Here is a 12,088-nt window from a genome sequence, read left to right as displayed (position 1 = left end):
TGACCACGCACATGACCGCATCCAAACGGGGGCGGTCAGGCTCCAGGCGTCGACTCGTGATCATGGCTCACCGCCCGTTCGAGCTCCGCTTTGATCGAACGAGGGGACTTCGAGGAACACCTTCGATGACCTGCGCTCTGGCGGGCATCGAGCTGGGCGATCTTCTCTTCTGCTGCGACCAGGCTGACCTGTAGTCCTTCGACTTCTCCGAGCCGGCCTTCCCGCTCGGCTTCGGCGATGCGGGCGATCAGGTTGTCGCGGATGTCGACCAGCCGTGCCCGTTGGGCCGGATCCGGTCGAAGGAGTGAGCATCTGACACAAGCGTGCTCATGGTGCAAGGGGTTCCGAAGGCGCTTGCGCACGTGCCGATGGACACCTTCCGCTTCTCGAAGTGGGCGAGGAAAGCGTCCCACTCCGCCTCGGTCGGGGTTCGGCAGCCGCAGGGTCCAGCGGTACGGCCGCGGCGGGCTGGGCGGCGTCGGGTCGCGCGGAGGCGTGGGCGTGACGCCCAGTGCACCACCGCGCGGCCCCCCGGGGGTCGCGCCGTTCTCCCGCGGCCCCCGCTATGCGGCCTCCGTCCCGGGCATCAGCGGCGGCAGCATCGCGCGCGGGTCAGCGCCGGACACGCGACCGCGAGCAGCACCGCCTCGCCGTACTCGGCCGCTTCGCGCAGGCTTCCGGCCGCCCGGGCCCGCGGGCCGATGCGCTTGGCCAGCGCGGCGGCGCGCGACGGCGTACGGCCGCCGATGAGCAGCTCGTGCCCGGCCCGCGCCCAGTGGGTGCCCAGCGCGTCGGCCATGTCGCCGGTGCCCAGAATCCCGATCCTCATCGCTTCCCCTCTCATGTGGCTCACGTAGCGTGTGCGAAAGGAACGGCAGGAAAGCCGATAGGCACCCTTTGGTGCCCAACGGCGGCCGTCAGGAGGAGACTTGTGACGCAGAGCGCCAAAGCCTCGGAGCGCTACTTCGCCGACTGCCGCGCACGGCTCGGCATCGATCTGATCGGCAACACCTGGAACGCGGTCGTGCTGTACGCGCTGGACCACGGCCCTTACCGGCCGGGCGAGTTGCGCGAGGCGGTCGGCGGCATCAGCGCCAAGGTCCTCACCGAGACGCTGCGCCGGCTGGAGGGGTACGGGCTGGTGTCGCGCCGGGTGTACGCCGAGGCGCCGCCGCGCGTGGAGTACAGCCTGACGGCGCTGGGCCGGAGCCTGCTGGAGCCGCTTCGCGCGCTCGGGCGGTCGGCCGACGAGTACGGCGACGCGTTCGTCGAGGCACAGGGGTGGAACCGCGATACGGCGGACGTCCCGGGCTAGCCTGGCCGGACAAAGCGTCACAAGACCATGCAAGGCGACACCGGACGACAGAGGGGCCCATGGCCACGACCCGCAAGCGGACCAAGCGCGCCGCTCCCCTGGTCGTCGTCATGGGCGTGTCGGGCGCGGGCAAGACGACGATCGGCGAGCGGCTCGCCGACCGGCTCGGAGTCCCGTACGCGGAGGCCGACGACTTCCACCCGCCGGAGAACGTCGCCAAGATGTCGGCCGGCACTCCGCTCGACGACGCCGACCGTCTGCCCTGGCTCGACGCCATCGGCGTATGGCTGGCCGACCACACCTCCGGCGGCGGGGTGGTCGGCTGCTCGGCGCTCAAGCGCGCGTACCGCGACCGGCTCGCCCAGGCCGCGCCCGCAGCGTTCTTCGTCCACCTCAGCGGCTCCTTCGAGCTGATCGCCCACCGGCTTGCGGACCGCAGGAACCACTTCATGCCGGCCCGCCTGCTGCGCTCGCAGTTCGCCGACCTGGAGCCGCTGGAGGAGGACGAGAACGGAGCGGTGGTCCCGATCGACGGCACCCCGGAGGAGACCACCGACCGGGCGCTCGCCGAACTCCCGCCCTCCTGAGCCCCGGGTGTCGGCGGGCACGACCCGAACCTCACCAGCGCGGGACCGCCGGGGTGATCCACTCCGGGTCGGCCTTGCGCATCGCGGCCGCGTCGTCGCGCTCCCGCATCGTGCCGTCGTCGGCCTGCCAGCGCCTGTGGAGCGCCGCGAGCGCGTCCCGGTCCAGCTCGACGCCGAGGCCAGGGGCGTCGGAGACCTCGAGCCGCCCGTCGCGGAAGACGTGCCGCGCGGTGATGACGTCCTCGGTCTGCCAGGGGTAGTGGCTGTCGCAGGCGTAGTCGAGGTTGGGCACGGTCGCGGCGACGTGCGTCATGGCGGCGAGGCTGATGCCCAGGTGGGTGTTGGAGTGCATGGACAGGCCGACACCGAAGGCGCGGCAGATCGCAGCGAGTTCACGCGTACGGTGCAGCCCGCCCCAGTAGTGGTGGTCGGAAAGCACCACCTGGACCGCGCCCCGCCTGAAGGCCTCCCGGATCTCGGGGACGGTGGTGACGCACATGTTCGTGGCGAGCGGAACCCCGGCACGGGCCGCGACCACGGCCATCCGCTCCGTGCCGCTGGTCGGGTCCTCCAGGTATTCGAGCACGTCCCGCAGCTCATGGGCGACGCGCAGCGACGTATCCACGGACCAGGCCCCGTTGGGGTCCAGGCGCAGCGGACGGCCGGGCAGCGCCTCGGCGAGCGCGCGCACCGCCGCGATCTCCTCATCCGGCGGGAAGACACCGCCCTTGAGCTTGAAGGACCGGAAGCCGTAGTCCCGCTCGAAGCGCCGCGCCTGCGCCACCACCCCTTCCGGATCGAGCGCCGCACCCCAGTCGTCCCGCGCCCCGATTCCCGCGCTCGGCTCGCACCCGTCCGGATGCTCGGCCCAGCGGTAGAAGAGATACGCGCTGTACTCGACGCGATCGCGCACCTTGCCGCCGAGCAGGGCGTGCACAGGCAGGCCGAGCGCCTTGCCCAGGGCGTCCAGGCACCCGACCTCGAAGCCGGAGACGACCGAGAGCCGCAGCTTGTCGGCGGTCTGCACGCCGCGCAGCCCGCCCGCGTCCACGCTGGCCGCCGTCCCGGCGGGGTCGCCGGAGACCTCGGCGGCGAGTGAGAAGAGCCCGTTCAGATCGCTGACCGAGCGGCCGGGCAGCACCTGGGCCAGCGCGCGGGCGATGCCGAGGTACTTCCCGTCCCCGTACGTCTCCCCGACGCCGGTCACACCGCCGCGCGTGACGACCTCGATCACCAGGCGGGGCGTATACGGCTGGTGCACCCCCTGGGTGTTGAGCAGCGGCGGGTCGGCGATCAGTATCGGGGTGAGCCGAACCTCGTCGATGATCAGCGCTGTATCCATACATGAACTCTATTCACGCATGCGTTACGGGCGCCAGATGGTTGCTGCAGCTCACTGGACTCCATACCGACTGGTCGGCATGATGAGGGGTGTTCGCCTTACCGACTAACCGTCTCCCACGGAGGAGAGTGCCTCGATGAGCAACGATCACCCCCCTGGACTCGACCTCGAGCAGCTGCGCGGCCACCTGGACCGCGAGCGCCCCGGACTCGTCCAGGGACCGCTCAGTGCCGAGCTCATCGAGGGCGGCCGGTCGAACCTCACCTACACGGTCACCGACGGGGCCTCCCGCTGGGTCGTCCGCCGCCCGCCCCTGGGGCACGTGCTCGCGACCGCCCATGACATGCGCCGCGAGCACCGGGTGATCAGCGGCCTGCACGCGACCGCCGTGCCCGTCCCCGAGCCGCTGCTGCTCTGCGAGGACGAGTCCGTCATCGGGTCGCCCTTCTACATCATGGAGTTCGTGGACGGGACCCCGTACCGGTCGGCCGAGCAGCTGTCCGCACTCGGGCCCGAGCGCACCCGCGGGGTGATCCTCGGACTGGTGGACACGCTCGTCGAGCTGCACGCAGTCGAGCCTGAGGCGGCCGGGCTCGGGGACTTCGGGCGCCCCGAGGGCTTCCTCGACCGCCAGCTGCGCCGCTGGGGCAAGCAGCTCGAGGCCTCCCGGAATCGCGAGCTGCCCGGCATCGACGAGCTGCACGCCGCCCTGGGCAAGGCCATGCCCCAGTCCCCCGCTCCCACGGTCGTCCACGGCGACTACCGCCTCGACAACGTCCTGGTCGGCGGGGACGACCGGATCAAGGCGATCCTCGACTGGGAGATGTCGACCCTCGGCGATCCGCTCACCGACCTCGGCCTGCTGGTGATGTACAGCCAGCGGATCGACGTCTCCGACTCCCCGGTCAGCACGACGGCCGGGGCGCCGGGGCACCCGGATCCCGCCGAGCTGATCGAGCGGTACGTCGCGGGCTCCGGCCGCGACGCCTCCGCCGTCTCCTGGTACACCGCCTTCGCGTGGTTCAAGCTCGCGGTCGTCCTCGAGGGCATCCACTATCGCTTCACGCTCGGCCAGACCGTCGGCGCCGGCTTCGACCGCATCGGCGATCTCGTCCCGGTCTTCATCGACAACGGCCTCAACACCCTTCAGGAAAGCTGAGCACGCATGGACTTCGCATTCGACGCGCGCACCGAGGAGCTGCGCCAGAAGCTCCTCGCCTTCATGGATGAGTACGTGTACCCGGCGGAGAAGGTGGCCGAGGAGCAGCGCGCCCAGCTCTCCTCGCCCTGGCTCACCGTGCCGGTCCAGGAGGACCTGAAGGCCGAGGCCCGCAAGCAGGGGCTGTGGAACCTGTTCCTGCCGGACGAGAAGTACGGCGCCGGGCTGACCAATCTGCAGTACGCGCCCCTCGCCGAGATCACCGGCCGCAGCCCGCAGCTGGCCCCCACCGCGCTCAACTGTGCCGCCCCGGACACCGGCAACATGGAGGTGCTCACCCAGTTCGGCAGCGAGCAGCAGCGCAAGCAGTGGCTCGAGCCGCTGCTCGCCGGGGAGATCCGGTCGGCCTTCGCGATGACCGAGCCCGAGGTCGCCTCCGCCGACGCCACCAATATCGCGACCCGGATCGAGCGGGACGGCGACGAGTACGTCATCACCGGCCGGAAGTGGTTCGCGTCCGGCGCGATGCACCCCGACTGCAACATCTTCATCGTGATGGGCAAGACCGACCCCGACTCCGATGACGTCCGCCGCCAGCAGTCCATGATTCTCGTGCCGCGCGACACCCCCGGTGTCGAGATCCGCCGCGCCATGCAGGTCTACGGCTATGAGGACCACTACCACGGCGGCCATGCCGAGGTCGTCTTCCACGGTGCGCGCGTCCCGGCCTCCAACCTGATCGGCGAGGAGGGCGGCGGCTTCGCCATCGCCCAGGCGCGGCTGGGCCCGGGCCGGATCCACCACTGCATGCGGCTGATCGGCATGGCGGAGCGGGCGATCGAGCTGATGTGCCGCCGGGCGGTGTCCCGTAAGGCCTTCGGCAAGCCGCTCGCCCAGCAGGGCCAGGTGCAGGGGTGGATCGCGGACGCGCGCGTGGCGGTCGAGCAGCTTCGGCTCCTGGTTCTGAAGACGGCCTGGCTGATGGACACGGTCGGCAACAGGGGCGCGCACACGGAGATCCAGGCCATCAAGATCGCGACGCCGCGGACGGTCGTCGACATCCTGGACCAGGCGGTGCAGCTGCACGGGGCGGGCGGCGTCAGCCAGGACTTCCCGCTCGCGGAACTCTGGGCCGCGGCACGCACGCTCCGGATCGCCGACGGCCCGGACGAGGTCCACCAGCGCTCACTCGCCCGCCGCGAGCTGAAGCGCTACGTGTAGCCCTCCCGGCGGGTCTGCTCACGTCATACGGGCCGGTGGCGCCAGCCGGGCTCGGCACCGCCGGCCCGTGCCGCTTCCCGTGCCGGCTTGCCGCCGCGCAGCGGCGAAGAAGATCCCGCCGCAACGGCGCGCGACCACGACGGCGTAAGCCGGCGGTGCCAAACCAGCCGCACCAACCGGACGCCCCGGTGGCCGCGGCCAATTCGGCACCACCGGCCCGCGCCATCGAGCCTCTCGCCGCTGCGGCACATTCCATCCGCCGCAACGGCGCACAACCACCACAGCGCAGACCGGCGGTGCCAAACAAACCGCTCCAACCGGACGCCCCGGTGGCCGCGGCCAATTCGGCACCACCGGCCCGCGCCGTCGGCTTCTCGCCATCGCGGCGGGAGAGAATTACGGCCGCAGCGCGCGGAGCAGGAGGTCCGCCAGGTGGTCCGCGACCTGCTGCGGCGTCATCGGCCCCTCGGGCCGGTACCACGTCGACAGGTGGTGGACCGACCCGAAGTGGTAGTCCACCACCAGGTCCGCCGGGGTCGCCGTGCTGAACACCCCGCTCTTCTGCCCCTCCTCGATCAGCGCCCGGAACCGCTCGTGATAGCGCCGCCGCTCCGCCCGCACCTGCTTGTGCTTCTCCGGGCCGAGGTGGTGCATCGAGCGCCAGAAGATCGACGCGTCGTCGAGGTTGTCGATCGTCGTCACCACGACATCGGCCGCGACGGCGCGCAGCCGCTCCTCCACGGGCGCGTCCGTGCCCGCGAGGGCGTCGAGACGCTCCTGCTGGAGCCGCAGCACGCGCCCGTAGATCTCGTGGAGCAGATCGTCCTTCGAGCCGAAGTAGTGGTAGAGGGCACCCTTGGTCACGCCGGCGGCCTCGACGATGTCCTGCACGGAGGTCTTGTCGTACCCGCGGTCAGCGAAGAGACGGGTGGCGGCGGCCAGAAGCCGCTGCGGGACGGGGGTGCCGTCTCCGTCCGTCGTCCTGGCCATTCCCGCCACCCGCCTTTCGTTTCGTGGCTTGTTCTGTGCATCTACGCGTGAGAACGCAATTTCAGTTCCCGCCGGAGGATCTTCCCACTTGTCGTCTTCGGCAGATCCGGCAGGATCTCGACGTCGCGCGGATACTTGTAGGCCGCGAGCCGTTCCTTGCAGTACGCGGCCAGTTCCCCGGACTCGGCGGCCTCGCCCGGGCGCAGGCTGACGTAGGCCTTCACCGTCTCGCCGCGGTACGCGTCGGGCACGCCCACCACGGCCGCCTCGCGGACGGCCGGATGGGTGTAGAGGACGTCCTCGACCTCGCGCGGCCACACCTTGAAGCCGGACGCGTTGATCATGTCCTTCTTGCGGTCGACGACGTACAGCCAGCCGTTCTCGTCCATGAAGCCGATGTCGCCGGTGCGCAGCTCGCCGTCCGGGAGCGCGGCCGCGCTCGCCTCCGGCAGCCGCCAGTAGCCGGGCACCACCATCGGGCCGCGCACCGCGATCTCGCCCTGCTCGCCAAAGGGCACGTCCTCGCCCCTCTCGTCCACGATCCGGACGACCGTGTCGGGGCCCGGCAGGCCGACGGACAGCGTGCCCGATTCCGGGTCGACCGGGGCTTCCTTCCCGGGCGGGACGAAGGCGCAGGGGGCGGTGCACTCGGTGAGGCCGTAGCCGTTGCGGATGTACGGGCCGAAGTCCGCCCGGAACTTCTCCACCAGCGCGGGCGGCACCGGCGCACCACCCGAGGAGATGATCCGGAAGGAGCTGAAGTGGTCCGGCGTACAGGCGGGGTGGGCGGCCAGGGCCATGAAGGCCGTGGACGGGCCGACGGTGTACGCGGGGCGGTGCTCGGCGAAGGCGTCGAGGACGACGCCGGGCTCGAAACGGTAGGCGAGGGCGAGCGTGCCCGCGCTCGCGATACAGGCCGACAGCTCGCACACCATGCCGGTGATGTGGAAGAGCGGGGCGAGCGCGAAGTACGTGCTGCCCTCGGGCAGGTCGAGCCCGGTGTGCTGCCGCTCGGCGTTGTAGGCGATGTTGCCGTGGGTGTTCGTGGCGCCCTTGGGGGTGCCGCTGGTACCGGAGGTGTAGCTGATCAGCGCGACGGCGTCGGACCCGAGCTCCCGGCCGCCCGGCGCGGCCGCGCCCCGGCGTGCGACGTCGAGCAGGTCCTCCGCACCCGCGGGCACCGGTATCCGCGCACCGCCCAGCACCCGCTCGTCGTTCCGCGTCTGGAGGTCGAGGTCGCTGGTGGTGAGGGCGATGCGGACCGGGGACTTGGCGGCGGTGTCGCGCAGGTACGCCTCCCAGGCGCGGTCCGCGCAGACCAGTGCGGCCACCTCGGCATCGGCGAGGACGTGCGCGACCTCCCGGTCCTTGTACATCGGGTTGACCGGCACGACCGTGCCGCCGGCCTTCCACGCGCCGAGCAGCGCCAGCACGAACTGCGGGGTGTTCTGCAGGACGAGCGCCAGCCGGTCGCCGTGCGCGAATCCGCGCTCCGCGAGGTGGCCCGCGATCCCGTCGGACAGCTCGTCGGCCTCGCGGTAGCTCAGCCGCCCGTCGAAGTAGGCCAGCGCGGTGCGGTCGGGAAAGCGGCGCACGGCGTCGCGGAAGGCGTGCAGCACGGTCTCCGGCGGCGTGGCCGGGGCCCGCTGGACATCGGTGAGCTGGGCCAGCCAGGGCTGGGCGGCGTAGATCGCGGTGCTCATCGGGTCGCCTCCCACTTCTGCTGGAGGTAGTTCATCCCGGAGAGCCAGCGGTCGTTCTCGGTGACGCGGGACTCGTAGTAGCCGGCGACTTCGGGGTGCGGAAGGACCAGGAAGCGGCCTTCGGCCATCGCGTCGAACAGGGCGTCGGCGACCTGCTCGGGCTCGATGGCGGTCGGCGCCAGCACGATCTCGCCCGCGCTGCCCGCCTCGGTCAGCATGTCCGTACGGACTCCCTGCGGGCAGATCGCGTGCACGTCGATGCCGCGGTGGCGGTAGGTGAGGGAGAGCCACTCGGCGAATGCGAGCGCGCCGTGCTTGGTGACGCTGTACGGGGCCGCGCCGATCATGGTGAGCAGGCCCGCCGCGGAGACGGTGGAGATGAAGCGGCCGGCGCCGCGCTCCAGCCACTCGGGCAGCAGCTCGCGCGCCGCCCTCACGTGCGCCATGACGTTGACGTCCCAGGCGGCGGCCCATACGTCCTCTCCGGCGTTCGGTCCGCCGGGCGAGGCGAGCCCCGCGTTGGCGCAGTAGACGTCGATGCGCCCGCCCAGCGCCTCGCGCGCGTCGCCGACGATCCCCGAGGCGTCACCGGGCACGGCCGTGCCGCCGATCTCCTCCGCCACGGCCTTGGCCTTGTCGGCGTCCAGGTCGTTGATGACGACCCGGGCGCCCTCGGCGGCGAACCTGCGGGCGAGCGCGGCCCCGATACCTCCCCCGGCTCCGGTGAGGACGACTCCGGCATCATGCAGCGTCTTCACGTCGCGGCTCCTTCGACTCGACTGTGCGCGGCGGCGCGGCTGGCCTGCGAGCAGACTAACCAGTCGGTATGTCACTCGGAAAGAGGGGGAACGCCGCTGCCGTGGTCGTTCCGCCGGGGGACGCGGACCACTAGCGTGCGTGAGCATGCCGACTTCTCCGGAACCGAAACTCTCCAGACGGAGCCTGCTGGCCGCCACCGGGGCCGCGGGGGCGCTCGCGGCCGGTTCGGGACCGGCCGCCGGGGCCGAGCGTCATTGCGGGGGCGAGCGGCTGCGTACCGGCTTCGACCGGCTGGCGGCCACCGGCTACCGGCTGCTGGACGAGCAGCGCGTGGGCGTGGTGACCAACCCCACCGGGATCACTGCGGACGTCCGGCACATCGTGGACGTGATGCACGCCGACGACCGGGTGAATCTGACCGCCGTCTTCGGACCCGAGCACGGCTTCCGGGGGACCGCGCAGGCAGGCGGCTCCGAGGGCCGCTACGACGACCCCGCGACCGGGCTGCCGGTCTTCGACACGTACCAGAAGAGCGGGCGGGAACTCGCCGGCATCTTCACCGAGTCGGGCGTGGACACGGTCGTCTTCGACATCCAGGACGTGGGCGCGCGCTTCTACACCTACATCTGGACGCTCTACGACTGCATGGTCGCGGCGGTCCTCGCCGGGAAGCGCATCGTCGTCCTGGACCGGCCGAACCCGGTCACCGGGCTGAAGGCCTACGGGCCCGTGCTCGACAAGGCGTACGCGACCTTCGTCGGGCGCGAGCCGATCGCCCAGGCGCACGGCATGACGGTGGCCGAGCTGGCGCGGCTGTTCAACGCCGAGTTCGTGCCGGAGGCGGCGGGCAAGGGCGTCGAGCTGGAGACGGTGGAGATGTCGGGCTGGCGGCGCGGGGACTTCTATGACGCCACGGGGCTGCCGTGGGTGCCGCCGAGCCCCAACATGCCGACACCGGACACCGCCCTGGTCTACTCCGGCACCTGCCTGTTCGAGGCCACGAACCTGTCCGAGGGCCGCGGCACCACCCGCCCGTTCGAGCTGCTCGGCGCGGAGGGCATCGACCGCCGGTGGGCGGAGGCCGCGAACGCCCTCGGCCTGCCCGGGGTCCGCTTCCGGGAGGCGTACTTCGCGCCCACGTTCTCGAAGTTCCAGGGCAAGACCATCGGCGGGGTGCAGTTGCACGTCCACGACCGGGAGGCGTACGACCCGGTGCGCACGGGCATCGGCCTGCTCGTCACCGCGAAGCGGGTGTGGAGCGGCTTCGCGTGGCGGCAGGACAACTGGATCGACAAGCTGACGGGCTCGTCGGCCGTGCGCACCATGATCGACGCCGGGGCGGACACGGACGAGGTGACGGGGGCCTGGCAGGAGCGCCTTGAGGCCTTCCGCTCCGTACGGAGGAAGTACCTCCGCTACCGGTGAGGCGGGGCTGTCGCCGGCGGTGCGGCGGAGCTATCGCCGGGCACCGAAATTCTGGGCCCACCAGGGTCCGCTGGGGCCCTTGTGAACTCCGACACCGATCTCCCGGAACTCGCAGTTGAGAATGTTCGCCCGGTGCCCGGGGCTGTTCATCCAGTCCTGGGTCACCTGGGAGGGGCTCTTCTGGCCGCGCGCGATGTTCTCGCCGAGGACGGACCAGCCGCGATAACCGACGCGTGCCGCCCGGGTGGTCTGCTGCGAACCGTCCGGGCCTGTGTGGGACAGCATGCCGGACCTGGCCATGACGTCCGCGTGGTTCGTGGCGGCCCGGGACAGGGCCGGGCTCACCCGCAGCGGCCTGCACCCGGCAGCGGCCCGCCTCGCGTTGATCAGCCTGACGACCTGCCGGGCCGCCTTCATGAGCGTTCCGGCCCGTTGTCGGCGCTGCGGCTTGCGAAAGGTCTTGCCCCTGACGGCTGCGCGATGCTGGGACGCCCGGGGCGACTTGGGCCTGGTCGACGGGCGACGGTCGTGTTTGTGGGGCGACTTGGGCTTGGCGGCCGGGCGACGCTCGTGCTCCCGCGGCAACTTGGGCCTGGCGGACGGGCGGCGCTCCGGTTCCCGGGGCGGCTCGACACCGGCCGACGGGGGCTCAGCGGCCGGTTCCTTACGGGGCGCGTCCGCGGGCGCCGGAGGCTGCGCACCGCGCTGGCCCCGCTCGCCCCCCTGCGGCTGAGCGGGCGGCCCCGGGATGGGCCGGGCAGCCGGATCCTCGGGCAGCCTGCCCTGCGGCCAGGGCGGGACGACGGCGGAGGACTCGGCGTTGGGCTCCGACGGTCCGCCGACGGGGTCCGGCTGCTGGTGGGCGGGCTCCGCGTCCGGTGCGGCGGCATCCGAGAGCTGGGCGGCCATGTGGTCCGCAGGCGGTCTGTCGCCCGGCAGCCCGGGCGGCGCAGCGGAGGACTCGGCCGGTGACGCCGACGGAGGTTGTGCGGGCGGTGCGGCGCCGGGCATCAGCAGGGACAGCAGGCCGCCCGGCTCCATGACGGATTCGGCGGAGGGCTCGGCGGACGGCGCGGCACCGGGCTCCGCGTCCGGTGCGTCGGGGGGCTGCGCCTCCTGTGCCGCCAGGGGCTCCTCGCCCGCGCCTTCGTGCGCGGGCCCAAGAGCGATTCCGTCGGCGAGGTCGTCGCCGGACGCGGCCGCCTCGCCGGGAGCCGAGGGCTGCCCGGGAGCCCCGCGGGCCCCGGCGTCGTCGCCATCGCCGCTCGCGGCGGGCGGTGGCGGCTCGGACGCGGCCCAGGCGCTGCCGGACGGCAGGCCCAAGGTGGCTGCCAGGACCGCGGCGGGCACGACGAGCCGCAGCCGCGCTCCACCTCTGCCGCGCCCGAGGCGCGGGCGTACTCGGAGAGGCCCCTGAGGGCCGGTGTGGAAATCCATGATCCATGCGTACCGGAGGGCCGGGAACGCCGCATGCGGACGGCGGCCGATCGGGCAACTGCCCTGCCTCCAACGGGTCATACGGCACCGCGACCGCGCCGCCCGTACGAGAGGCGCGGGGGGGGGGGGGGGGGGGGGGGGGGGGGGGGG

At 72.2% G+C, this 12,088-nt stretch carries 12 protein-coding genes; 5 read left to right on the top strand and 7 right to left on the bottom strand.

Features of this window, described 5'->3' with window-relative positions; all coding sequences use genetic code 11:
• Positions 1–35 precede the first annotated feature (35 nt).
• A complete protein-coding gene (locus tag ACTWQC_RS21440; protein ID WP_443317383.1) occupies positions 36–362 on the bottom strand; it encodes a hypothetical protein in 327 nt (108 codons plus the stop codon).
• A gap of 224 nt (positions 363–586) precedes the next feature.
• On the bottom strand, positions 587–829 hold the full coding sequence (locus ACTWQC_RS21435; RefSeq protein ID WP_443317382.1) for an NAD(P)-binding domain-containing protein: 243 nt from the start codon (positions 827–829) through the stop codon (positions 587–589).
• 102 nt (positions 830–931) lie between these two features.
• Between ACTWQC_RS21435 and ACTWQC_RS21430 the strand changes: the two genes are divergently transcribed.
• Together ACTWQC_RS21430 and ACTWQC_RS21425 are read left to right on the top strand one after the other, a co-directional pair.
• On the top strand, positions 932–1,315 hold the full coding sequence (locus ACTWQC_RS21430; RefSeq protein ID WP_443317381.1) for a winged helix-turn-helix transcriptional regulator: 384 nt from the start codon (positions 932–934) through the stop codon (positions 1,313–1,315).
• A 59-nt stretch (positions 1,316–1,374) separates the two neighbouring features.
• Positions 1,375–1,902, top strand: coding sequence for a gluconokinase (locus tag ACTWQC_RS21425; protein WP_443317380.1), 528 nt, complete (start codon positions 1,375–1,377; stop codon positions 1,900–1,902).
• A 31-nt stretch (positions 1,903–1,933) separates the two neighbouring features.
• Here ACTWQC_RS21425 and ACTWQC_RS21420 read toward each other — a convergent pair whose 3' ends face one another.
• On the bottom strand, positions 1,934–3,244 hold the full coding sequence (locus ACTWQC_RS21420; protein WP_443317379.1) for a glucarate dehydratase family protein: 1,311 nt from the start codon (positions 3,242–3,244) through the stop codon (positions 1,934–1,936).
• A 136-nt stretch (positions 3,245–3,380) separates the two neighbouring features.
• Here ACTWQC_RS21420 and ACTWQC_RS21415 point away from each other — a divergent pair, with 136 nt between their 5' ends.
• Both ACTWQC_RS21415 and ACTWQC_RS21410 read left to right on the top strand, forming a co-directional pair.
• Positions 3,381–4,403 (top strand): phosphotransferase family protein, encoded by a 1,023-nt coding sequence (locus ACTWQC_RS21415; protein ID WP_443317378.1) that lies wholly within the window; start codon positions 3,381–3,383, stop codon positions 4,401–4,403.
• Positions 4,404–4,409: 6 nt separating this feature from the next.
• A complete protein-coding gene (locus tag ACTWQC_RS21410) occupies positions 4,410–5,624 on the top strand; it encodes an acyl-CoA dehydrogenase family protein (protein ID WP_443317377.1) in 1,215 nt (404 codons plus the stop codon).
• A 396-nt stretch (positions 5,625–6,020) separates the two neighbouring features.
• Here ACTWQC_RS21410 and ACTWQC_RS21405 read toward each other — a convergent pair whose 3' ends face one another.
• Genes ACTWQC_RS21405 through ACTWQC_RS21395 form a run of 3 tightly spaced genes read right to left on the bottom strand, consistent with a single transcriptional unit; the run spans position 6,021 to position 9,066 of the window.
• Positions 6,021–6,614: a TetR/AcrR family transcriptional regulator gene (locus tag ACTWQC_RS21405; protein WP_443317376.1), complete on the bottom strand. Its 594-nt coding sequence runs from the start codon at positions 6,612–6,614 to the stop codon at positions 6,021–6,023.
• Between the two features lie 41 nt (positions 6,615–6,655).
• Positions 6,656–8,317 carry a class I adenylate-forming enzyme family protein gene (locus ACTWQC_RS21400; protein ID WP_443317375.1) on the bottom strand — a complete coding sequence of 554 codons (1,662 nt, stop codon included), beginning with the start codon at positions 8,315–8,317 and terminating at the stop codon, positions 6,656–6,658.
• Positions 8,314–9,066 (bottom strand): SDR family oxidoreductase, encoded by a 753-nt coding sequence (locus ACTWQC_RS21395; protein WP_443317483.1) that lies wholly within the window; start codon positions 9,064–9,066, stop codon positions 8,314–8,316. Before ACTWQC_RS21395 ends, ACTWQC_RS21400 begins: the two co-directional genes overlap by 4 nt.
• Before the next feature lie 154 nt (positions 9,067–9,220).
• On the opposite strand from ACTWQC_RS21395, the gene ACTWQC_RS21390 reads away from it, so the two are divergent.
• Positions 9,221–10,501, top strand: a complete 1,281-nt coding sequence (locus ACTWQC_RS21390; RefSeq protein WP_443317374.1) for an exo-beta-N-acetylmuramidase NamZ family protein — start codon at positions 9,221–9,223, stop codon at positions 10,499–10,501.
• Positions 10,502–10,531: 30 nt separating this feature from the next.
• Here the strand turns inward: ACTWQC_RS21390 and ACTWQC_RS21385 are convergent, their stop codons facing one another.
• Positions 10,532–11,938 (bottom strand): CAP domain-containing protein, encoded by a 1,407-nt coding sequence (locus ACTWQC_RS21385; protein ID WP_443317373.1) that lies wholly within the window; start codon positions 11,936–11,938, stop codon positions 10,532–10,534.
• Positions 11,939–12,088: the final 150 nt, after the last annotated feature.

It is taken from the genome of Streptomyces sp. 8N616, assembly GCF_052246385.1.
Lineage (GTDB): Bacteria > Actinomycetota > Actinomycetes > Streptomycetales > Streptomycetaceae > Streptomyces.
Note: the sequence above shows the minus strand (reverse complement) of the source record. Positions and strands in the feature narration are given on the sequence as shown.